The 22,668-nt window shown below is 70.9% G+C and carries 20 protein-coding genes; 10 read left to right on the forward strand and 10 right to left on the reverse strand.

Annotated elements, in window-relative coordinates; translation table 11 throughout:
- Nucleotides 1–37: 37 nt before the first annotated feature.
- The 6 genes from KNO15_RS11780 to KNO15_RS11805 all read left to right on the forward strand — a co-directional run bounded on the left by KNO15_RS11780 (nt 38) and on the right by KNO15_RS11805 (nt 8,175).
- Nucleotides 38–676 carry a response regulator gene (locus KNO15_RS11780; protein WP_241703937.1) on the forward strand — a complete coding sequence of 213 codons (639 nt, stop codon included), beginning with the start codon at nt 38–40 and terminating at the stop codon, nt 674–676.
- Nucleotides 673–2,400, forward strand: coding sequence for a hypothetical protein (locus tag KNO15_RS11785; protein WP_241703938.1), 1,728 nt, complete (start codon nt 673–675; stop codon nt 2,398–2,400). The genes KNO15_RS11780 and KNO15_RS11785 overlap by 4 nt, the downstream gene beginning before the upstream one ends.
- Before the next feature lie 78 nt (nt 2,401–2,478).
- Nucleotides 2,479–3,150 (forward strand): GAP family protein, encoded by a 672-nt coding sequence (locus KNO15_RS11790; protein ID WP_241703939.1) that lies wholly within the window; start codon nt 2,479–2,481, stop codon nt 3,148–3,150.
- A gap of 78 nt (nt 3,151–3,228) precedes the next feature.
- The gene (locus KNO15_RS11795; RefSeq protein WP_241703940.1) at nt 3,229–4,809 is read left to right on the forward strand and encodes a carboxylesterase/lipase family protein; all 1,581 of its coding nucleotides are present in this window, start codon (nt 3,229–3,231) and stop codon (nt 4,807–4,809) included.
- A 32-nt stretch (nt 4,810–4,841) separates the two neighbouring features.
- The gene (locus KNO15_RS11800; protein WP_241703941.1) at nt 4,842–6,578 is read left to right on the forward strand and encodes an amidohydrolase; all 1,737 of its coding nucleotides are present in this window, start codon (nt 4,842–4,844) and stop codon (nt 6,576–6,578) included.
- Nucleotides 6,579–6,636: 58 nt separating this feature from the next.
- Nucleotides 6,637–8,175, forward strand: coding sequence for an MFS transporter (locus KNO15_RS11805; RefSeq protein ID WP_241703942.1), 1,539 nt, complete (start codon nt 6,637–6,639; stop codon nt 8,173–8,175).
- A 51-nt stretch (nt 8,176–8,226) separates the two neighbouring features.
- Here the strand turns inward: KNO15_RS11805 and KNO15_RS11810 are convergent, their stop codons facing one another.
- The 7 genes from KNO15_RS11810 to KNO15_RS11840 form a co-directional block, all read right to left on the reverse strand.
- Nucleotides 8,227–9,426, reverse strand: a complete 1,200-nt coding sequence (locus KNO15_RS11810; protein WP_241703943.1) for an AAA family ATPase — start codon at nt 9,424–9,426, stop codon at nt 8,227–8,229.
- Nucleotides 9,427–9,472: 46 nt separating this feature from the next.
- Nucleotides 9,473–10,987: an arabinosylfuranosidase ArfA gene (arfA, locus tag KNO15_RS11815; protein ID WP_241703944.1), complete on the reverse strand. Its 1,515-nt coding sequence runs from the start codon at nt 10,985–10,987 to the stop codon at nt 9,473–9,475.
- A gap of 28 nt (nt 10,988–11,015) precedes the next feature.
- Nucleotides 11,016–12,296 (reverse strand): family 1 glycosylhydrolase, encoded by a 1,281-nt coding sequence (locus tag KNO15_RS11820; protein WP_241703945.1) that lies wholly within the window; start codon nt 12,294–12,296, stop codon nt 11,016–11,018.
- Nucleotides 12,296–13,186 (reverse strand): carbohydrate ABC transporter permease, encoded by an 891-nt coding sequence (locus KNO15_RS11825; protein WP_241703946.1) that lies wholly within the window; start codon nt 13,184–13,186, stop codon nt 12,296–12,298. The genes KNO15_RS11820 and KNO15_RS11825 overlap by 1 nt, the downstream gene beginning before the upstream one ends.
- Nucleotides 13,183–14,130 carry a carbohydrate ABC transporter permease gene (locus tag KNO15_RS11830; protein WP_241703947.1) on the reverse strand — a complete coding sequence of 316 codons (948 nt, stop codon included), beginning with the start codon at nt 14,128–14,130 and terminating at the stop codon, nt 13,183–13,185. Before KNO15_RS11830 ends, KNO15_RS11825 begins: the two co-directional genes overlap by 4 nt.
- A 61-nt stretch (nt 14,131–14,191) precedes the next feature.
- Nucleotides 14,192–15,433 carry an ABC transporter substrate-binding protein gene (locus tag KNO15_RS11835; protein ID WP_241703948.1) on the reverse strand — a complete coding sequence of 414 codons (1,242 nt, stop codon included), beginning with the start codon at nt 15,431–15,433 and terminating at the stop codon, nt 14,192–14,194.
- Between the two features lie 111 nt (nt 15,434–15,544).
- Nucleotides 15,545–16,579, reverse strand: a complete 1,035-nt coding sequence (locus KNO15_RS11840) for a LacI family DNA-binding transcriptional regulator (protein ID WP_241703949.1) — start codon at nt 16,577–16,579, stop codon at nt 15,545–15,547.
- Nucleotides 16,580–16,724: 145 nt separating this feature from the next.
- Between KNO15_RS11840 and KNO15_RS11845 the strand changes: the two genes are divergently transcribed.
- Both KNO15_RS11845 and KNO15_RS11850 read left to right on the forward strand, forming a co-directional pair.
- The gene (locus tag KNO15_RS11845; RefSeq protein ID WP_241703950.1) at nt 16,725–16,970 is read left to right on the forward strand and encodes a hypothetical protein; all 246 of its coding nucleotides are present in this window, start codon (nt 16,725–16,727) and stop codon (nt 16,968–16,970) included.
- Complete coding sequence (locus KNO15_RS11850; RefSeq protein ID WP_241703951.1) at nt 16,967–17,533, forward strand: hypothetical protein; 567 nt, start codon at nt 16,967–16,969, stop codon at nt 17,531–17,533. The genes KNO15_RS11845 and KNO15_RS11850 overlap by 4 nt, the downstream gene beginning before the upstream one ends.
- 27 nt (nt 17,534–17,560) lie before the next feature.
- Here the strand turns inward: KNO15_RS11850 and KNO15_RS11855 are convergent, their stop codons facing one another.
- Entirely contained in the window at nt 17,561–18,169 is a 609-nt protein-coding gene (locus tag KNO15_RS11855; protein WP_241703952.1) for a GNAT family N-acetyltransferase, read from the reverse strand.
- Nucleotides 18,170–18,186: 17 nt separating this feature from the next.
- Between KNO15_RS11855 and KNO15_RS11860 the strand changes: the two genes are divergently transcribed.
- Nucleotides 18,187–19,050, forward strand: a complete 864-nt coding sequence (locus tag KNO15_RS11860) for an aminoglycoside phosphotransferase family protein (RefSeq protein ID WP_241703953.1) — start codon at nt 18,187–18,189, stop codon at nt 19,048–19,050.
- 107 nt (nt 19,051–19,157) lie between these two features.
- Here KNO15_RS11860 and KNO15_RS11865 read toward each other — a convergent pair whose 3' ends face one another.
- Nucleotides 19,158–19,847 carry a phosphatase PAP2 family protein gene (locus KNO15_RS11865; protein ID WP_241703954.1) on the reverse strand — a complete coding sequence of 230 codons (690 nt, stop codon included), beginning with the start codon at nt 19,845–19,847 and terminating at the stop codon, nt 19,158–19,160.
- 91 nt (nt 19,848–19,938) lie between these two features.
- Nucleotides 19,939–21,168 carry a multidrug effflux MFS transporter gene (locus KNO15_RS11870; protein ID WP_241703955.1) on the reverse strand — a complete coding sequence of 410 codons (1,230 nt, stop codon included), beginning with the start codon at nt 21,166–21,168 and terminating at the stop codon, nt 19,939–19,941.
- A 223-nt stretch (nt 21,169–21,391) separates the two neighbouring features.
- Between KNO15_RS11870 and KNO15_RS11875 the strand changes: the two genes are divergently transcribed.
- Nucleotides 21,392–22,633 carry a Gfo/Idh/MocA family protein gene (locus KNO15_RS11875; RefSeq protein WP_241703956.1) on the forward strand — a complete coding sequence of 414 codons (1,242 nt, stop codon included), beginning with the start codon at nt 21,392–21,394 and terminating at the stop codon, nt 22,631–22,633.
- Nucleotides 22,634–22,668 lie beyond the last annotated feature (35 nt).

Genomic DNA, 22,668 nt, shown 5'->3' on the forward strand with positions numbered 1-22,668 from the left:
CCGTTTCGCCTCCCTCCACTCCCCTAGAGTTGACCCCGTGGGCTCTCGCTGGACTCGTCGTGTGCTCGTCGTCGAGGATCAGGGCGCGCTGCGCACGCTGGTGTGCGATCTGCTCGAACGCCGCGGGTTCGAGACCGCCGCGGCCGTGGATGCGGCCGATGCGATGCGGCGGTTCGCGGAGTTCGATCCCGATGCGCTGCTGACCGACATCGATCTCGGCACGCGTCCGACCGGGGCGGAGCTCGCGTCGATGCTGTCCGAGATCGCGCCCCACCTGGCGATCGTGTTCCTCACCAGCTACCCGCGTGCCGCCGCGGGCGCCTCCGCGATGGGCGTCGCGCGCGCCGCCTTCATCTCCAAGCAGGATCTCGACTCGCCGGAGATGCTGGTCGACGTCCTCGAGGGCGCGCTGGCGGAGCGGCCGGTGCCGGAGGCGCCGAACGCGCCCCGCGAGGGGCTCGGCGCCCTGACACGTCACCAGCTCGAGATCCTGTCGATGATCGCGCGCGGCCGGTCGAACGAACGCATCGCCGCCGACACCGGGGCCAGCGTGCGCGCCGTCGAACGCTCGATCAGCCGCGTCTTCGACCGGTTGGGGGTCACCGGCGACCCGACCGTCAGTCCGCGGGTCGCCGCCGCGGCCATGTACATCGCGGCCTTCGGCCCGAGCCGATGAGAAGGCTGGCCGGCGAACTCCGAAGCGCCATCGCCGACGGCCGCTTCATCACGGCCTGGTCGCTCCTGGCGTCTGTTCCGCTGTCGGTGATGCTGATGGCTCCGATCGCACCGGGGGGCGACCTGGTGCGCGCGCTGGGGGCGACCTCGGCGACGTGGGCGTGTTTCGCCGCCTGGCTGATGCTCGTCGCCGTCGGCGAGCGTGGGGGCCGCAGCAGATCGGCACGGTCGGCGATCGTGATCGCCGGCGTCGTGGCCTCGGCAGCGCTCCGTCCGGTGCTCCAGGACAGCTGGGCGCACACCTTCGGGCTGACGACCCTCCCGGGATGGCAGCTGCCGCTGCGCAGCGCGACGAACGTCGTGGTCTGGGGTGCCGCGCTCGGCGCCATCGCGATCGTGCAGCACATGCTGGGGTCGTTGCGTGCCACCAACGCACGGCTGCGGGTGGTGGCGAAAGCGATCGAGGGCTCCCGTGGGCGCGCCCGATCGTACGAGGCCGACGCGACGAGAGCAGTCCGGGCTGCCGCGTCCGAACTCCGGAACGCGGTCGACGCCCTCCCCTCCTCTGTCGGCGCGGACGAGCTGAAGGCGCTGGCCTCCCGCTTCCAGGCGCGGAGTCGTCGACTGCAGGAGGAGAGCGCCGACCGCGCGGACTCGGTGGCCGCGGCAGAACGCGCCGACGCGTCGGCTCCTGGGCACCCGTACCGGCACCGGCACCCGCACCGGATGCCGTTCCGCCTCCCGCCGGTCGGCGTCGTGACCGGGCTCTACATCGTCTGCCTGCTGCCCTATGCGCTCCGCAGTGCCGGTCCCGCGGCCCTGCTCGGCGGACTGGCCGCTGTGGCGCTCGGCGGCCTCCTCCTCGACAGCGTGCCGCGCCGCCGCACGGCGATCGAGCACGGGAGCAGCTCGACGCTGTTCGTCCGGCTCGCGCTGGTGATCGGTGTCGGACTGTCGCTGCTCGCGGCCGCGCAGGGAACCACGCCGCCGCTCGCCGCGCTTTCGGCAGTGGCGTACGCGGGCTGCGCCGTCGGCGCCGGCCTGTGCGCTGGCGCCCTGCACGCTCTGCGCCGCGAACAGAGACGGCTGTCCGGCGCGATCACGACCGCGCAGCGCACGACGCGCGAGAGCACACGGGACACGCGGGCAGGCCTGCGTCGCACGGCCGAGTTGCTGCACCGCGACGGCCAGGGTGCGTGCCTACTCGCCAGCCTGACCTCCCCGGCTCCGACCGCCGGCGACATCGCCGACCTCCGGGTGCGCCTGCGCGCGGTGATCCAGCGGATGCCGTCGACCTTCGCCTCCGATTCCGAGCTGCCTGCTCCCGACGCCGAGACCGCCCTCATCGGGCTGGCGGACCTCTGGGGCCATGTCATCGACCTCCGGCTCGACCTCACCGATGCCGCGCGCACAGCCCTGCGCACCTCGCCGTGGACGGCGGACGAGGTCTACGACGTGGCGGCGGAGGGCCTGCTGAACGCCGTCAAGCACAGTGCCGAGCGTCGCGCGGAGATCGTCGTGGACATCGCCACGACCGGCGCCGGTCCGCGGCTGCGCGTGCGGGTGACCTCGTTCGGACCGGCCGTCGGGGCGCAGCTGCGTCCCGGCTCGCACGTCCGATCGCTCGGCGCCCGCCTGCTGGCCCAGCACGATGGCGCCGTGCTCGAGGCTGTCTTCCCGATTCGTCAGGAGGCCGCAGTCGTGTCACCCGAACATCCGGGCTAGGGCCTGGCTCACGGCCGTAGCGTGCTCGCTGAAGCCCTCGGAAGCAGCGTCCGAGACGTTCGCGGCGAAAGGACCGGCGTGGCCGAGTTGCACGACCTCATCCCCCTGACGGCCGGGATGATCATCTCCCCGCTCCCGGTCGTCGCTGTCGTCGCGATCGTGCTCTCGCCGCGCGGGCGGGTGGCCGCGCCCGTCTACACCGCCACGTTCACCGTGGCCTCCCTCGTGGCGATCGCGGTCGGCGCCATCGGCTCGGCGAGCCTCCCCGCGTCGCGCACGAACGGCAGCCCCGTCAGCTTCGCCCTCGCGATCGTCCTCTTCGTCGCCTTCACCGCTCTCGCGATCGCGAGCTGGGTGACCCGGCCGCGGGCGGGTGCCACACCCGTCGCGCCGAAGTGGCTCGCGGCCATCGACACGATCACCCCGGCGCGCGCCGCGAGTCTCGGGCTGGTCATGGCGATCGTGAACACCAAGAACATCCCCCTCGACCTCAAGGGAGGGGCGCTCATCGGCGAGGCCCATCTGCCGGTCGTCGCGGCCCTCGGGCTGTGCGCGGGGGTCGCCGTCGCCAGCTCGCTCCTCCTGATCGTCCCGACGATCGCGGCCGCCAACGGGTCGGCGGCGACGACCCGGCGCCTCGAGCGGCTGAAGGACGACATGATCGCGCACAACTCCGAGATGATGGCCGTCCTGTTCGCCATCCTCGCCGCCAACGAAGCTGCCGCGATCGTCCACCAGCTCACGTCCTGACCGCACGCACGGCGCGATGCCGTCATGGACCGTCGAATCTTCAGCCGACCGTCGAATCCCCGACCAGAGGAGCCACCCATGTCGAACCCCACCGCACCCGCCACCGAGCCGGCCGGCTGCATCGCCCACGCGCCTGCCGGCACCTTTCGGGGCTCCGCCTCGGCAGGTGTCCGCTCATGGCGTGGCATCCGCTACGCGGTCGCTCCGACCGGAGACCGGCGGTGGCAGGACCCCGTCGCAGCCCCCGCGGCGGCGGAGGAGGTCGACGCGACGGCCTACGGTCCCGTCTGCCCGCAGCTGGCCAACCCGGGCGTTCCACTCGGCGACGACGCCGTGATGGACGAGGACTGCCTCGTGCTGAACGTCTGGGCTCCGGAGGCCGGGGACACCCCGTCGGCGCGCCCGGTGATGGTGTGGCTCCACGGCGGCGCGTACACGTTCGGCTCGTCGAGCCAGCCGCTGTTCGACGCCACCGCGCTCGTCGGCCGCGGCGACGTCGTGGTCGTGACGATCAACTACCGGCTCGGCGCGTTCGGGTTCCTCGACCTGGAGGGACTCCTGCCCGACAGCGGGTTCGACCGCAACCTCGCACTCAAAGACGTCCTGCTCGCACTGCGCTGGGTGCAGGACAACGTCGCCGGCTTCGGCGGCGACCCCGCACGCGTGACCGTCTTCGGCGAGTCGGCCGGCGGCGGACTCGTCACCACGCTGTTGGCGACGCCGTCGGCGGAGGGTCTGTTCCAGCGGGCGATCGCACAGTCGTCGCCCGCGTCGAGCATGTACGGCGTCGACCGTGCGCGCGATGTCGCCGAACGGTTCGTCCGTGAGCTCGGGATCGACCCGGCGGGCGGTGACACGACGGCGACCGCGCTCCGAGCCGTCTCCGCCGACGATGTCGTGCGCGCAGGAATGGCCGTCTACGCGGCGGTGCCGGACGAGGCCCCGGGAACCCTCGCGTTCGCACCCGTCGTCGACGGCGACCTGCTCCCGGAGGCCCCGGCGGCGGTGCTCCGCGACGGTCGCGGCCTGCCCGTCCCGCTCATGATCGGGACCAACAAGGACGAGGCGTCGCTTTTCAAGTTCATGAAGTCGCCGCTCATCCCGATCACCGACGACCGCATCAGGCAGATGTTCGCCGACATGGCCGCCGACAACCCGACGATCGCGCTGCCGTCGGAAGACCAGGTGCGCACCGCCTACGAGGACGTGCGCCAGCGCACCGTCGGCCTCGGCATCGCCCGCGACATCGGGTTCCGGATGCCGACACTCTGGATCGCCGAAGGCCACGGCGCCGTCGCCGACGTGTGGCTCTACCGCTTCGACCACGCGGCACCGTTCCTGCGGCTGATCGGTCTGGGGGCGACCCACGCGACCGAGCTGCCCTACCTGTGGGGCAACCTGTCCGGAGGCCCCAAGGACCCGACCTTCCGTCTGGGCGGGCGCCGTGTCGCCCAGGAGATCTCGGAGCGCATGCAGGAACGGTGGACCGCCTTCGCCCACGGCCGTGTCCCCGACGCCGAGGACGCGCCGCACTGGGCTCCCTACTCGGTCGCCACCGGACGCGAGACCCTCGTCATCGAGCGGCACGACACCGTCGTGCCCGACCTCGACGCGTCCCTGCGCGCCGCGTGGGGCGACGACGTGCTCGACTTCCACTGAACGCTGCTCCCCGACTCGAGAAAGGGATCCTCATGTCCGACAGCTGCGGCTCCGCCATCCCGACCTCCCGCGACCGCCTGGCTCCGGCCATCGCGTCCACCGGCGAGAGCATCGTGCCCGCCCGGCACGGCGAGCAGCGCTCGGCCGGCCGTGCGGCCGACCTGCTGGTGGTGGGGAGGATCGCGACGGGACACCCCGACGCCCCCACCGCCGAGGCGATGGCCGTGTCCGCCGGCCGGATCGTCGGGATCGGCACGCGCTCCGAGGTCGAGGGCCTCACCGGTCCGTCGACGACGGTCCTCACTCCCGACGGTGTCGTCATCCCGGGCCTCATCGAGCCGCACGCGCATGTCTGGGTCTCGTTGCTGACACTGGACTGGACGGATGTGTCTCACGTCGCCTGCCCGCGCTTCGACGACGTCGTCGCCGCCCTGAAGGCCGCGGCCGGGCGGACGGCCCCGGGCGAGTACCTGCTGGCCAAGCTGTTCGACCCCAGCCTCTACCCGGGCGAGCCGGCGCTCACGCGCGACCTTCTCGACCGCGTGGCGGGCGACCGGCCTGTGGTCGTGCTGAACGCGTCGATGCACTTCGCCTACGCCAACAGCGCGGCGCTCGCGGCAGCGGGGATCACCGACGAGACTCCCGCACCCGTCGGCGGGACGCTGGAGAAGGTCGACGGCCGACTCACCGGCGTCGTCGGGGAATCCCCCGCTGTCACGATGCTGCTGGCGAACCTCCCCCGGCCGGCCGCTGCAGACGTCGCGCGCGGCGTCCGGCAGATCCTCCGCTCGTTCGCCGCGCAGGGGGTCACCTCGATGCGCGAGGCGATGACAGGGACGCTCGCCGGCGTGAGCGAGATCGCGCTGCTGCACCAGCTGAACGGCGCGCAGCGGCTGCCCGTCCGGGTGTCGACCGCGCAGTTCTCGACGCTCGCGGGTTGCGCGACCCCCGCCGACGCCGCGGCGGCGTGGCACGCTGCCGGCGTGACGCCGTTCAGCGGGGACGCGATGGTGCGCGCCGATGCGTGGAAGCTCGTCGCCGACGGCTCGAACCAGGGACGCTCCGGCTACTTCCTCCTGCCCTACCTCGGCGAGGACACGGGCGGCCACGCGAACTGGACGCCCGAGACGCTGCGGGAAGCGATGAAGGCCGGTCTCGACGACGGCTGGCAGCTGATGATCCACACCAACGGCGACGCCGCGGTGGAGATGGCACTGGAAGCCGCCGAGGAGCTCCTCCCCGGCACCCGGGCCGGCCTGCGCCATCGCTTCGAGCACGCCTCCGTGACCACCGACGACCAGCTGCGCCGGATGGCCGCCGCCGGCGTCTCGCCGAGCTTCCTGATGGATCACGTGCTCTACTGGGGCGCGGCCTTCCGCGACACCATCCTCGGCGCGCCGCGCGCGGAACGCCTCGACCGTGTGGCGTCGGCGTACCGCGCGGGACTGCGGCCGAGCCTCCACTCGGACTACAACGTCACGACGGTCCAGCCGCTGCGCAGCGCCCGAACGGCGGTGCTGCGGCGGCTCGAGGCCGACGGCAGCGTTCTGGGACCCGCCGAGTGCGCGACGCCGGAGCAGGCACTCGCCGCGATCACGACGAACGCAGCCTGGCAGCTCCACGCCGACGACCGCGGTTCACTGCGCGACGGCGCGCGCGCAGACTTCGCCGTCGTCGACGTGGACCCCTGGTCGAGCGACCCCGCCGGCTGGGACAGCATCGCCGTTCACGAGACCTACATCGACGGCGTCCCCGCGTTCCAGGCCTGACCCCGTCCACGACCCCGCGCACGGCGCTCCGGCAGCGCACCCGAGAGGAACTCCCCCGATGAACACGGCCGTCACGCCCACCGCCACCCGGAGCCGGGCACTCGCCTCGCTCGGCATCCCCCTGCTCGGCGTGCTCGCCGCCATCCAGGGCTCCGCCCCCAACATCGCCGCGACGGCCCTCGTCGGCGCAAGCCGCGGGCTCGACATGGTCGGTGGGGACCAGGCCCTCGCCGCCTCCATGCAGACCCTCGCCATCGCGGCGTCGGTGATCACCACCGGTCTGCTGGCCGACCGCATCGGCCGCAGGAGGATGCTGGTGATCGCCCTGCTGGTGGCGATCGCGGGGCAGCTGCTGGTCGCGGCGGCGCCGGCGGCGCTCGTCTACATCGCCGGTCAGGCGGTCTCCGGTGTCGGGCTCGGAGCGGTGTACGCTGCCGCGTTCGCGTACATCCAGGTGCTGGCCGCCCCCGGACGCCTGCCCGCGGCCGTGGCGACCTTCGCGGCCGTCGCCGGCGCCTCGTCCGTCGCCTTCACCTTCGCCGGCGGTCTGCTCGCGAGCGCCGACTGGCGCCTCGCGTTCGTGCTCGTCCCGATCCTCTCGGCGCTCAGCGTCATCGCCGTCCTCGCCCTCCTGCCGGCCGTGGTGCCCACGCTCACGGGGAAGCGCGACGTCTGGGGTCAGCTCCTCCTCACCGCTGGGATGGTCGTCTTCCTCTACGGCGTCTCCCAGCTGGCGACCTCACTGACCGACCCGCTGACCTGGGGTGTCATGGCGGCCGGCGCGATCCTCCTCGCCGGCTTCGTGTGGTCGCAGACCCGTGTGGCGAAGCCGTTCTTCCCTGTCGGGCTGTTCCGCCGGCCGCTCTTCCTGGCCGCGCTCTGCGCCGGGTTCGTGTTCAACTTCGGCGTCGCCGCCTCGTTCCTGCAGCTGACGAACCTGTGGCAGTACGTGCTCGGGCTCTCTCCGAGCGCCGTCGCGCTGTGGCAGCTCCCGATCACGCTCACCTCGATCGTCGGCGCGATCCTCCTCGGACGCCTCATGACCAGGGGGATGAGCGACCAGACTTCCCTGCTGCTCGGCGGTCTGCTGGCGGCGGCGGGCTTCGTCGCGGGCGCTCTGGCGCGCGAGTCGGACAGCCCGCTCGCGTTCGTGCCGGCCGGCATCCTGATCGCGCTCGGCGTCACCGCCGCCGCCCTCCCGTACGGCACCCTGATCCTCAGCGAGGCGCCCGCGGAGTTCTACGGGCCGGTGACGAGCTCGCGCACGACGTTCGGGCAGCTGTTCTACTCGCTCGGCACCGCGCTCTCGACGGTCGTCGTGACGCAGCTGACGGTCCACGGGATCATCGGGCGGCTGAGCGCCGGGATGAACGCGTCGGAGGTGGCCGCCGCGCTGAAGAGCGTCGGAACCTTTGCGAAAGACGGGGTGCGCCCGGACCCGGCCGTCTTCAATGCCGCCGTCGCCGCCTACCGCGACGGATTCGGCGTCCTGATGATCTCGATCGCCGTGATCTCGGTCGTCGTCGGCGTCCTCGGATCCCGGCTGATCGCTCGAGCCCGACGGGAGCAGGACGGCACACCGACCGCACATCCGTGACGAAGCCCGACATTCGTGCCACGAATGCGTGCATCGGTGACGAATCGCGCGCTAGCGACTCGGCCAGTGCCAGTTCGGGCGATCCAGGAGGCCCTCCCGACCCCGCACGATCGTCTCGCCGAAACTCTTCTCGAGCTCGATGCGCGTCAGCTCGGCCCGCGCGCCCGCACGATCGGCGGCCACGGCGATGGCGTCGAGCAGGAGGGCGGAGTGCGTCACCACGACGGTCTGCGCGGCTCGGGACGCGTTCACGATCAGTGAGCCCAGCGCCGCCAGCAGATCGGGGTGCAGGCTCGTCTCCGGCTCGTTGACGACCAGCAGTTTCGGCGGGCGGGGCGACAGCAGCGCGGCGGCGAGGAGCAGGAAGCGCAGCGTGCCGTCCGACAGCTCGGCGCCTCCCAGCGGCCGCAACAGGCCGTGCTGGCGCACGCCGATCGAGAATTGCGCACCGTCGACGACGACCTCGACCCGACTGCCGGGGAACGCCTCCTCGACGGCCCGGTCGAATGCGTCGCCGCCGCCCAGCTCCCGAATGGTCTGCACGGCCGCGGCGACATCCGAGCCGTCCGCCGCCAGGACCGGCGTGCGCGTGCCCAGCTGCGGAAGCCGCGCCGGCGCCGCGGCGTCTGTGCGGAAGTGGTCGTAGAAGCGCCAGGCGCGCAGCTGCTCGCGCATCCGGAGCGCCTCCGGCGCGCGGACGGGATCGACCACCTCGGTGAGGACGCTCTCGAACGGCCGCAGCGGTCTGCCCAGCTCGGACCAGCCTCCGTCGTCGCCGCGCACGCGGACGTGCGCGCCGTGCCGGTCGACCGTGATCGCCGACGGCCGCGGCGCCGCTCCCGTCCAGATCGTCTCCACCTTCAGCTCGGGATCGCGGCCGAACGCGGAGGTGCTCTTCTGCGGCAGGCCCAGATCGAGCGCGTAGCCGAGACCCGTGCCATCGTCGTCCAGCTGGACGCCGAGCCGCAGCGCGACGGGCCCGCGTCGGACGACGCCCTGCACGGCGTGCGCGCCCTCCCGGACGGAGCGCCCGATCTGCTCGGGACCGGCCCAGAGGGTCGAGTCGAGCCCGCCCTCCCGCGCGACGGCCACGACGACCTCGTCGCGGCCGCACGCCGCGAGAAGCCGGAGCGCACGGTACAGCGACGATTTGCCGACACCGTTGGCGCCGGTCACGACCGTCAGCCTGCCGAGCGGGAGCACGAGGTCGCGCAGTGAGCGGTAGCCCGAGACGGCGACGGTGGAGATCATGCCGGGATGGTACCGGGCGCCACTGTCACGACGCTGCCGCGATGGGTCAGCCCAGCAGCACCTCGGTCCACGACACGGCGGGCAGCTCCAGTCGGAGGGTGTCGCCCTCCCGGACGACCGGGAGGTCGGCCGGCGCGACGCGTTCCGGGTCGTCGAGCGTGTTGGCCGCTTCGAGGTCCGGGTCGGACAGCGTGCGTGCGGACACGCGCAGATCGCGGCCTGCCGCGCCGAGCGCCGCGAGGTCGATCACGAGCTCTGTGGGGGCGTCGACAGAGCGGTTGACCGCAAAGACCGCGTAGCGCCCGGCGGCCTCGTCGCGGGTCGCCACGGCATCCACCAGCGGCACGTCCCCGAATCGCTCGGTCGCGTAGGTGCCGGAGACGAGGTCGACGTCGAGGGCGACACCGCGACCGTGCGCGGACGTGGCCGCGAACGGGAAGAACGTCGTCTGCCTCCACGCCGGGCCGCCCGGCTCGGTCATGATCGGGGCGATCACGTTGACCAGCTGGGCGAGGGAGGCGCTGGTGACGCGGTCCGCGTGCTTCAGCATCGTGATCAGGAGACTGCCGAAGACGACAGCGTCGGCCACGGTGTAGACGTCCTCCAGCAGCCGCGGGGCGATCGGCCAGTTGTCGGTTCCGGTGATCCTGTCGACATTCTCGAAGCGGGTGTTGTACCAGATGTTCCACTCGTCGAAGGAGATGTCGATGCGCTTGTCGCTGCCGCGCACGGCCTTCACGTGATCGGCGGTGGCGACGACGCTGCGGATGAAGTGGTCCATGTCGACGCCGGAGGCGAGGAAGGAGCCGAGGTCGCCGGTGTTCTCGTAGTAGGCGTGGCAGGAGATGTAGTCGACGAGCTCGTACGTCTCGGTCAGGGTGGCCCGCTCCCACTCGCCGAAGGTCGGCATCGACGAGCTCGAGGAGCCGCAGACGACGAGCTCGAGGTCGGGGTCGTACGCCTTCATCGCGCCCGCCGTCTTCGCGGCCAGCCGCCCGTACTCCTCCGCCGAGCTGTGACCCAGCTGCCAGGGGCCGTCCATCTCGTTGCCGAGGCACCAGATGCGCACGTCGAACGGCTCGGTGCGGCCGTTGGCGATGCGTTTCTCCGAGAGCGCCGTTCCGCCACGGTGGTTCGCGTACTCGAGCAGGTCGAGCGCCTCCTGAACTCCGCGGGTGCCGAGATTGACCGCGAGCATGAGCTCACTGCCGACTTTGTCCAGCCACGACTGGAACTCGTGCAGCCCCACCTCGTTGGTCTCCGTGGTGTGCCAGGCGAGATCGAGCCGAGGCGGCCGCTGGTCGCGCGGGCCGACCGAGTCCTCCCAGCGGAACCCCGAGACGAAGTTGCCACCGGGATACCGGATCGCCGAGACGCCGAGTTCCTTCACCAGGTCGATGACGTCGGTCCGGAATCCCTCCGCGTCGGCCGAGGGGTGTCCCGGCTCGTAGATCCCGTCGTAGACGGCGCGTCCCAGGTGCTCGATGAACGAGCCGTAGAGGCGCGGGTTGATCGTGCCGATCGTCGCGGCGGGCTGCAGGGTGAGACGTGCTGAGTGCATGTGATTCTTCCGGTGTCGTCGTTCTGGGTCAGGATCCGGCGAGCGCCGCCAGGCGGCTGCTGTGCGCGCGGTAGCGGTCGGCGACGGGGTTCGCGACGCGGAGGAGGCCGTCGGCGGACTCGACCAGATCGTGCAGCCCCATCGTCAGCAGGTGGTCGGAGCGCGGGTTCGCGCTGTGCCGCCAGGTCCACTCGTACATGTCGAAGAGCGGCCACCAGGTGTACCCGACGACGGGCGCGCCCTCTGCACGCATCCGCTCCACGAGCGCGATCGACTGGTCGAGCCACGCGATGCGCTCCTCCACGCTTCCCGTCACGCAGGTCTCGGTGACCATCACCGGAGCGCCGTACCGGGCGGCGAACGCCGCCAGCGCCTCCCGCAAGCCCTCGGTGCCGCGGTCGACGCTCGGCCGCGGATCGGCGAAGCCGCCGCTGTGGTGCACGCCGGCCTCGAACAGCTCGGTCGAGTGCCGGGGGTAGTAGTTGACCCCCATCACGTCCGGCTGCACGGCGTTGTCGCGGAACCACTGCAGCTCACGGTCCGGGATCGCCGGCGCGATGCGGTCCAGAAGCGGGTGCCCGGCGTCGACCCGGCCGGTGACGAGGTCTTCGACGAGGTGCACCTGATGCCGGAGCCGGTCGGCCTCCTCCCGGTGCTCCGGTGCGGCGTCGTCGCCGATGAAGCTCATCGCGGCATCCACGTGGACGAAGGTCGCCGACGCTCCGACGCGGTCGGCGAGCGCGCGCTGGCTGCGCACGAAGCCGCGGGCCAGGTTGGCGGCGATGAGGGCGAAACCCTCGGCGCCGGTCAGATACGGAGGCCAGTAGCCGTACTCCCCCGAGAACAACGCGTGGATCACGGGCTCGTTGACGGGGGTGTAGTCGAACACCCGGTCGCCGTAGCGCTCTCCGAATCGCGCGGCGTACTCCTCGACGTGATGCGGGTAGTCCGGGTTGGCGAACTCCGCATCCAGCCACAGCGGGGTGCCGTAGTGCAGGAGGTCGATCACCGGCCGCAGCCCGGCGGTCAGCTGGGCGTCGATGGCGCGGTCGGTCCAGTCCCAGTCCCAGCGGCCCGGCTCTGCAGCGACGCGGTACCACGGCACGCCCCAGCGCAGGAGCTCGGCGCCGACGCCGGCGGCGAGCTCGAAGTCGCCGGCGAACCGCTCGTAGTGCTCGGTCAGCTCGTACTCGTCGATGGCGCGCTCCGCCGGACGCGCTCCCTCGCCCGGCCGCGACTGCGGCACGAAGGTGTCCTCGATGCCGAGCCCGAGGTGGAGGCGGCCGTCTTCGAACCAGCGCGGCGCCATCACTTCAGCCCCGTCGTCGCGACCGACTCGATGAAGCGCCGCTGCATGATCAGGAACATGACCGCGAGCGGGAGCACCGCGATCAGCGAACCGGCCATCATCGTGCCGTACGGGATGATCCCGCTCGGCCCGGTCAGCAGCGTCAGCCCGGAGGTGATCGTCCCCATCTCCGGCGACGTCGTGAACACCAGCGGCCACAGGAGGTCGTTCCAGTTGTTCACGAACGTGAAGATCGCGAGGGTGAGCAGGGCGGGCACGGCGTTCGGGAGAACGATGCTGCGGAAGATGCGGAACTCGCCCGCCCCGTCGATCCGTGCCGCATTGTCGAGGTCGCGCGGCAGCGAGATGAAGAACTGGCGGAGGAAGAAGATCCCGAACGCGTCCGCAGCGCGCGGGATGATCAACCCGGCGAACGTGTTCACCCAGCCGAGCTGCGCGACGAGCTGGTAGACGGGGATGAGCGTCGCCTGGAACGGGATCATCAGGCTGGCCACGATCACGATCAGGAGGACTCGGCTGCCCCGGAAGTCGATCCGGGCGAGGGCGTAGGCGGCGAGCGAGTCGAACACGAGGGCGAACACGGTCACTCCGCCCGCGAAGACGAGGCTGTTGACGAACAGGCGGCCGAACGGGAGGTCGTTGAAGATCTTGGCGAAGTTGTCGAGTGTCCAGGCGCCCGGCAGCAGGGTCGGCGGGAAGGCGTTGATCTCGGCGGCCGGCTTGAACGCGGTCAGTACGATCACGATGACGGGAAGCAGGACGATCGCGGTCAGCACGAGCACGGCGGCGAACAGCAGCCACCGTTCGGCTCTGCGCCCGATCCGGAGACGCGCGCGGCCGGGCGCGGTGCGCGGCGGCGTCGCGGTGCGCTGGGCGGCGGTGGTCGTCATGCGATGTCCTTCTCGCGTCGTCCGAAGAAGCGGAACTGGATGAGGCTGAGCAGCAGGGTCGCCGCCAGCAGCACGTAGGAGAGCGCGGTCGCGCCGCCGAGGTCGAGCTTCTTGAAGCCCTCCTGGTAGATCTCCATCACGACGGTCTGCGTCGAGCGGTAGGGGCCGCCTCCGGTCATCACGTAGATCTGGTCGAAGGCCTGGAGCGCGGCGATCATCGCGAAGACCACCACGAACGCCAGGGTGTTGCTCAGCTGCGGCAGCGTCACGCTGACGAAGCGGCGCCAGGCGCCGGCGCCGTCGATCTTCGCCGCCTCGTAGAGCGACTCGGGGATCTCCTGCAGTCCGGCGATGAAGATGACCATGTAGAAGCCGAAGTTCTTCCAGATCGCGACCAGGACGACCGTCGGCATCGCGAGCACCGGGTCCTGGAGCACGTTGCCCAGTTGGATGCCGACCCCGCGGAGCCAGTAGTTCACGAGGCCGACCTGAGGATCCAGGAGGTAGCTCCAGGCGAAGGCGGCGACCGCCAGCGAGACCACGAACGGCAGGAACAGCGCGGTGCGGAAGAAGCCGCGGGCGATCAGGCGGCGGTTGCCGAGCAGGAGCGCGAGCAGCAGAGCGGCGATCAGCGCCGTCGGCGTGAACAGCACCGTGTAGAGCGCGGTGTTGCCCAGCGTCGCGAGGATCTGCGGGTCGGTGAAGATCCGCGCGTAGTTGTCGAGTCCGACCCAGCTCTCCGCGCCGAATCCACTCGCGTTCGTGAACGAGAGCCGGAGCGCCGACAGCATCGGCCAGCCGACGAAGGCGATGAGGATGACGAGCGCCGGCAGCAGGAACAGGAGCGCCATTGGCGCCCGGCTGCGGGCCGACCTCGGCCTGCCCCCGAGGGGCGCCGGCGGCCGGTAGGCGCGCCGTGGGCGGTTGCGGGTGAGACTGGTCATGGTGTCTTTCGGGACGAGGCGGGCCGCCGGCCGCCGGGGTGGTCGGCGGCCCGCCGATGGATCACTTGCCGAGCGCCTGCTGCACCTTCGTCGATGCGTCCTTCAGGAGCTGGGCGGGGTCGCCGCCCGTCAGTGCTTTCTGGGTCGCCTCGTCGACGGCGGAGAGCACATCCGTGCTGTTGGCCACACCGGGCAGCAGCGGCCGGGCGTCGCCGGCGATCTTCGTCAGCGCCTCCACCACCGGGTTGGCGGACACCGCGGACGCGGGGATGTCGGTCCGCAGCGGCGGCCAGCCAGAGCCGAGCGACCACTTCGTCGCGACCTCCTTCGTGAAGAAGTAGTCGAAGAACTTCTTCGCGGCGGCCTGCTTGGCCGGGTCGGCCTGAGCGGTGACTGCGGCCGAGATTCCGATGGCTGAGGAGGCGGAGGCCTGGGGGCCGGCGGGGATGCCCGCGATGCCGTAGTCGATCTTGTTGGCCTCGGCGACGCCGGCCATCCAGGGGCCGCCGATCTCCATGGCCGCCTTGCCGGAGGAGAACAGCTTGTCGGAGGCGACGCCGTCGAGTCCGGTCGGCGAGATCTTGTCCTGGATGACGGCCTTCGACCAGTAGCTCAGCGTCTCCTCGTTGGCCTTGGAGTCGACGACCGACTTCGACCCGCTCACGATCTCTCCGCCGTTGCCGTAGAAGAGGCTGGCCCACACCCCGTTGCCGACCGTGGCGTGGTCGGGGAGGGCCAGGCCGTACTGGCCGGTCGAGGGATCGGTGAGCTTCTTGGCATCGGCGACCCACTCGTCCCAGGTCGTCGGGAAGGTGGTGATGCCGGCCTTCTCGAACAGCGCCTTGTTGTAGATCACCGACAGCGGCACGAATCCGGTCGGCACACCGTAGTAGGCGCCGTCGACCTTCTCCATCTCGACCGCGCGCGGGTTGAGGTTGGCGTTCTTGACGTCGCCCGCGTAGAAGTCGTCGAGCTTGGCGAACGCGCCCTTGGTCGCGTAGACCGGAAGGGTCTCCGCGGGCACGGCGACGATGTCGGGCCCCTTCTTCGCGGAGAGCGCCGGGAGCAGGGTGTCGCCGATGACGGCCCAGGTCTTGGTCGTGGTGGTGATGGTGATGTTCTTCTGCGACTTGTTGAAGTCGTCGACGATCGTGTCGAGGACCTTGCCGTCGGCTTCGGTGTACCCGTGCCAGAACGTGAGATCGACGTGGCCGGTGGACGGTGCCGCGCCGCTTCCGGAGCAGCCCGCGAGCGCGACGGCCGCGCCGGCCGCGAGCGCGACGGCTGCGATGAGTTTCTTCATTGAATGCCTCTCGACGTTGACCGGCTCCGCGCCGACCTCGTTTTTTACAACGTTGGAATTCCAACGTTGTATCGGATTATAGGATCATCGGTTTCCGGAAGTCAATCGCCGTTACGCGGTCGGTATCGAGGCGTTCGCACTCGACGATTCGCGCACGACCGTGGTGAACGGCACCTCGATCACCCGGGGTGCGCCGACCTCCCCGCTGCGGTCGCCGATGCGCTCGATCAGGGCGTCGACCGCCCGCTCGGCGATGCTCGAACGACCCGGGTCGATGGTGCTGAGACTCGGCATGGCGAACTGGCCCTCGATGAGATTGTCGAAGCCGATGACCGCCACATCCTCCGGTACGCGGACGCCCTCCTGGTTCAGCACGCGCAGCGCGCCCAGCGCGAGCTCGTCGTTGAGGGCGAAGATCGCATCGAACGGCACTCCCGAGTCCAGGAGCTCCTGCGTCGCCGCCGCACCGTCGGTGCGATGCCACCCTTCGCGGAACACGACCAGCTCGTCCCCGAGATCGAGGCCGTGATCCTTCAGCGCCGCACGGTAGCCCTGGAGACGGAGGGAGGCCGAGCCCACGCGCTCTGCCACGTGAGCGCCGAGCACCGCGATACGCGTGCGGCCGGAGCCGATGAGATGCTCTGTGGCCGCGTAGCCGCCCTCGACATTCTGCATGACGACATGGTCGGTCGGTCCGCCGAAGATCCGCTCGCCCAGCAGCACCAACGGGTAGTCGACGTTCAGCGCATCCACGTCGTCCATCGACATCCCGAGAGGCGAGAACATGAGGCCGTCGAGCATCGACAGCCGCGAACCCCGCAGCAGCTCGAGCTCGGCCTCCCTGTCGCCGCCGGTCTGCTCGATCAGCGTGACGAAACCGAGCCGCCGGGACGCCTCCAGCACCGCGTCGGCCAGCTCGGCGAAATAGCTGAAGCTGAGCGACGGAACGGCCAGGCCGATCACACCGGTCCGTCCGGCGCGCAGGTTGCGCGCCGCCAGATTCGGCTGGTAGCCCAGCTCCTCGATCGCGGCGAGCACCTTCACGCGCGTCGCGGCCTTCACGAAGTCGTAGCCGTTGACGACATTGGAGACCGTCTTCACCGAGACACCGGCTGCGCCGGCCACATCCTTGAGCGTCGCCACCATGAGACCCCCTCGTTCCACACCACCGCCGCGAACGGCCACCACTGCGAACGGGCCACCACCGCGAACGAATTTACAACGTTGATAGCATCGCACAATCCGTGCGGTCCGTCGGCCGATGCCCAGCAGGGCATGTTAGATATGTTCTGTGACCGGGAAGATGTTCAGCCAGCTCTGCGCCACCGTCGTGCTCGCGGCGGTGACCGTGCTGATCGGTCGTTCCATGCACGACCCCGCGACGATCGTGCTGTTCGCCGTGGCCGTGCTGGTCACGGTCCTCTCGGCCTTCCGCGTGCGCTCGCTGCGGGCACGGGCGCTGGCCGAACGCGCCCGACGTGTCCCCCAAAATGCCGCTACCGACGAAAAGGGGAATCCGTCAGGCTCGAATCGATGAGCAGGCAGCAGGGATCGCAACTCCAGACGGACGTGACACCGGTCGTGGTGCTGCGCCCGTTCCGCGACCTCTTCGTCCGGGGCCTCACGGCCATCCTCGCGCTGACGACCCCGGTCTTCGCCGTGCTCTACTGGCTCACCATCCCGGACGGCGATTGGACCATCGTCCTCGGCGCGCACGTGCTCGTCGTCATCGCCACGATCGTCGGCGTCTACGGATTCTTCAGCGCCACGATCGCCCTGCGCCCCGACGGCGTGCGGGAGCGCGGGTTCTTCGGCCGGACGCGGCTGGTGCGGCCGGTCGACGTGCGCTCCATCCTGCTGGTGCGACTCTACGACGGCAGCACGCTCGACACGCTCCCACAGCTCTTCGTCACGGGCCACGACGGCCGGGTGCTGCTGCGGATGCGCGGCCAGTTCTGGTCGGCGGAGGACATGGAGCGCGTTGCGGAAGAGCTCGATCGGCCGGTGACGCGCGCAGAGGACTTCATGACGATGACCCAGCTGCGCCGGGCGTCCCCCGAACTGCTGTACTGGTTCGAGCGGTTGCCGCGGCTGCGGTAGGCGGGTGCGTGAGCGGAACGCGCCCGCTCAGAGCTGCGCGTCGGTCGCGATGCCGAGCACCGGTGCGCCCGGGGTGCTCGACGGCAGCTCGTGGAAGCCGAGCCGTTCATAGAAGGCCATCGCGGAGGTGTTGGCGGACGAGACCCGCAGGAACACCCCCGGCACGCCGCGCTCGCGCAACGCCTCCAACTGTCGCTGGAGCAGGCGGCGGCCGAAACCCTGCCGCTGCAGCTCCGGGAGCAGGTCGATGTGCAGGTGAGCCGGGTAGCGATCGACCTCCGGAACGATGCTGCCGCGCGGGTCGAGGCCCCAGCCGATGACCTCGCGTTCCGCCTCGCTGGGAGCGGCGTCGAGCGGGTGAGCCGTGCGGAAACGGGGCAGCCAGTTGTCGTCGTACCAGCGGGCGAAGGCGTGGCTGTCCTCGACGGCGATGACGTATCCGGCCACCCGCTCACCGGTGTCGACCACGAACGCGAGGTCGGGTCGGTACGCGATGTAGGGGCCGGCGAAGATGTCGGGCAGCAGCGCGTCGTCGGAGTACAGGCCCGTCGCATCCGCGCCCGCCGCTCCGGTGCGCAGGCACACGTCGTAGACGTCGTCGTGGTCGGTCGGTCGGTACGGGCGGATCGAGCTCACCGTGAAAGTATGGCAGGGTGACTTCCCCCGGCGTCGCCGCCCCTGACGCGGTGCTCGCCCCGTGGCGGTCCCGCTGGGGGCTCGTGCCGGATGGCGGGGCGTTCGCGACCCCGTCGAGCGTGCTGCAGCCGGTCCGCAGGAACGGCGTCGCGGCGTACCTCAAACTGGCGACCGTGGCGGAAGAGGCCGCGGGCGGGCGGGTCCTGCGCTGGTGGGCGGGCCGCGGCGCGGCGGCGGTCCTGGCGGCGGACGACGATGCGCTGCTGCTCGAGCGCGCGGGCGGCGAGCGCGACCTGGCCGCGCTCGCGTCCTCCGACGCCGACGGCGACGACGCCGCGACGCGCATCCTGTGCCGCGCCGCGCTGCGCCTCCACGCCGTCGACGACCACCCGAGGCCCGACGGTCTCGTCGGGCTGCGGCGCTGGTTCGGCGAGCTGTTCGAGCACGCCGCCGCGCATCCGACCGAGCATGACGGGCTGTTCGCGCGCGCGGCGGAGGAGGCGGAGGCGCTGCTCGCCGAGCCCGAGGGCGACGTCGTGCTGCACGGCGACCTCCACCACGGCAACGTCCTCGACTTCGGCGAGGCCGAGCGGGGCGGGCGCGGCTGGCTCGCCATCGATCCCAAGCACATCCACGGCGATCCGGCCTTCGACTTCGCGAACATCCTCTGCAACCCCGGCAGGGAGGTTGCACACGCACCCGGGCGGCTCGAGCGCACGGTACGCGTCATCGCCGACGAGACCGGGATCGACGAGCGGCGGATGCTCCGCTGGACGCTCGCCTGGGCGGGACTCTCGGCGGCGTGGTCGGAGCGCAGCGGCGACGACCCGACGATCGCGGTCGGGGTGGGAATGCTCGCTCTGCACGCCAGGGGTGAGTGAGCACGCTCGGGCCGTGGGAGCGCGCACGCTCACCGCCGGACCGTTCGGGCAGGGAGGTCGGCCCGGCCGCTCGCTCACCTCACGCCAGGCCGCGCAGTCCGCCCGGCTCAGCCCGGGCCGGCCCGAAGCCGGAGGAACGGGTGCGGCTTCGCGCTCTCCGCTGCGAGCCGGTATGCGAGCGGCGCCCACACGATGACCGCGACCCCCGCGCCCAGGAGCAGGCCGCCGATGGTGTCGCTCAGCCAGTGCGCGCCCAGGTACGTGCGGCTGACCGCCATCAGGAGCGACCACGCCACGCCGGCGCACCACACCCACACGCGCGGGAAGAGGATGGCGAGGACCACGGCCATCGTCGCCGCGTTGGCAGTATGCCCCGACGGGAATGAACCGGTGTCGGAGGTCACCAGGATGTCCGTCGGCCGCGCTCGGTCGACGGTGTGCTTGAGCACCTGCACGCAGACCACGGAGACGATGCTCGCGATCCCGAAGAAGGCGGCGCCCCACGGCCGGCGGAAGGCGAGCAGCAGCGCGAAGATCACCACCGGGATCACCACGGAACCGAGGAGGCCGCCGCCGACGTAGTTGAAGAACAGGGCGGGAACGGTCCACACCGGAGAACGGTGCTCGACCACCTCCGCCATCCAGCGGAGGTCGACCGCGAAGGGTTCAGCGGGCCGGAAGGCGATGATCGCGCCGAGGACGAGCACCAGCGCGACCGCGACCGAGGCCGAGATGAGCGGCCAGCGGCGCTGGATGCGCGCGGCGGGGTGGACGTCGTCGCTTGTGGGTGCCGCCATGCATCCACCGTAGCGGGCACGTTCCAAGGGATCGCCCAGGCGGGATCGCCCAGGTGCGATCGCCCAGGCGGGATCCCTCAGGCTGACGTACTCAGTGCGCGAGTTCGGGAACGGTTCGCGGGCGCACGATCAGCCACAGCGCGGCGATCGAGACCGTCGCGCAGATCGCCATCATCGCGCCCATCGGCGCCGCGCTGCTGGTGCCGAGGAGCCCCACGATCGGCGAGAAGACGCCGGCCGCACCGAAGTTGAGGGCGCCGAGGAGGCTCGCCGCCGTTCCGGCCTCGTGACCGTGGTTGTTGAGGGCGAGCACCTGAACGCAGGGGAAGCCGAATCCGCACGCCGCGATGAAGAACCACAACGGCACAGCCACGCCCCAGATGCCGACGTGGGCTTGATCCAGCGCCACGATGGTGAGGGAGGCGGCGAGCATCACGATCGTCGAGACCGCCAGGATCCACTGCGGCCCGAAGTACTTGGTCAGGCGGGAGGCCGACTGCACGCCGATGATGATGCCGATGGAGTTGACGGCGAACAGGAGGCCGTACTCCTGCGGCGTGAACTGGTAGAGGCCCTGGAAGATGAACGGGCTGGCCGACAGGTACGAGAACAGGCCCGTGAAGTTCGCGGCACCGACGATGGCGATGCCCACGAAGACGCGGTCGCTCAGCACGGAGCGGTAGCGCTGGCCGACCGTCGAGTGGCCGGCGTCGTGCCGACGGGCCGGTGGGAGGGTCTCGGCGATCCACAACGAGACGCACACGATCACGAACAGGCCGTAGCCGGCGAGGACGACGAAGATGCCCCGCCACGGCATCACCAGCAGCAGCCACGACCCGAGCACGGGCGCCAGCACCGGCGCGAGGCCGTTGACGAGGGCGAGCCTGCTGAGCATGCGCACCAGCGGTCGGCCTCCGAACAGGTCGCGCACCATGGCCATCGCGACGACGCCGCCCGCAGCGGCGCCGACGCCCATCAGGGCGCGCGCGACCCCGAGCAGCTCGACGTTCGGCGCGACCGCCGCAGCGAGGCAGGCGAGGATGTGGACGGCGGTCGCGGCGATGAGCGGCGTGCGGCGGCCCACCTTGTCGGACCACGGTCCGACGAGCAGCTGGCCGAGACCGAACCCGATCGTGGTCGCCGTCAGGGTGAGCTGGATCATCGCCGTCGAGACGTCGAAGTCGGTCTCGAGGGTCGGGAGCGCCGGGAGGTACATGTCGATCGTGAACGGCCCGAGTGCGGTGAGCGCGCCGAGGATGAGGATGTATGCCAGGCGCTGGCGACCGGAGAGCGAGTCTCCGGGATGCACGACGGTGGTCACGAGAAAGACGTCCTTCTGCTGGAGTGCGGGTGGGAGGGGCCGCGCCCGGCGCTGGACGCAAAAATGACAGCACCGCGGCGGGCGCGGTGCTGGAGATGGTGCGAGAGGCGCCGGTTCGAATCGATTCGATTGCGGGCGCACCTACATGCTATCGGATCACCGGTGTTAATGTGAACGTGCACATCGCCCCGTTTTCGCGGGGTGCGCGCGGAAAGAGACTGAGATGACCTTCTCCATCGCCATGGTCGGCGCCGGCCAGTTCGCCGGCCAGTTCGCCACGCTGTTCGCGCTGCACCCCGGAGTGAGCGCGGTGTACGCCACCGACCTGCTGCCCGAACGGGCGGAGCGGCTGAACGCGGAGCACGGCCTCGACGGCACGATCACCTCGTTCGATGCCGTCCTCGACGACCCGCGTGTCGACGCCGTCGCGATCTTCACGCAGCGCTGGACGCACGGCCCGCTGGTCGTGCGGGCGCTGGAGGCCGGCAAGCATGTCTACTCCGCGGTCCCGATGGCGATCACCGCCGACGAGATCGCCGCGATCATCGACGCGGTGCGCCGCACCGGCCTCACCTACATGATGGGCGAGACGAGCCACTACAACCCCGCCACCGTGTACGCGCGGTCTCAGATCGCGGAGGGCGCGTTCGGCCGGGTGTTCTACGCCGAGGGCGACTACGTGCACGACATGGACCTCGGCTTCTACGACGCGTACCGGTACTCGGGAGGCGAGGCGTGGAAGGCGACGGCGAGCTACCCTCCTCTGCTCTACCCGACCCACTCGATCGGCGGCATCCTCGGCGCGTGGGACACCCACGCGGTGAGCGTCTCGGCGATCGGCGTCGTCGACGATCGCGGCGACGGCGTCTTCGACCGCGAGGTGAGCATGTTCGGCAACGACTTCTCGAACGCGACGGCGCTCTTCGAGGTGGCGGGCGGCGGATCGTTCCGCACCAACGAGTTCCGCCGCGTCGGCTATCCGTCGCACATCCGGGAGTCGCGATTCCGGTTCTTCGGCACCGAGGGCAGTTTCGAGCAGCTGGCGACCGTGTCGCACCGCACCGACAAGGAGGGCGTGACCGACATCACCGACCTCCTGCAGCCGAAGCCGACGCTGTCCCCGGACGATCCGTCGCTCGCGCACGTGTCGCCCGCGCTGCGCGACGCGTTCACGTCGGGAAGCGCGCCCATCCACGACCGCGCGCGCCTGCCGCGGGAGTTCGACCACGTGACCAACGGCCACGAGGGCAGCCACCACTTCCTCGCCGACGACTTCGTGCGCGCGGTGAACGCCGGCGCGCTGCCGCCCGTCAACGCCTGGCAGGCCGCGCGCTACACGCTCCCCGGCATCATCGCGCACGAAAGCGCCCTGCAGGGCGGCACGCGCCTCCCCATCCCCGACTTCGGCCCGCCCCCGTCCGCAGCCATCGATTCCTCACTTTCTCCCGCAACACGCCGGGTGTGAGCGGGAGAAAGTGAGGAATCGATGGCTGCGCGGGG

The organism is Leifsonia shinshuensis, from assembly GCF_022606355.1.
GTDB lineage: Bacteria > Actinomycetota > Actinomycetes > Actinomycetales > Microbacteriaceae > Leifsonia > Leifsonia shinshuensis_B.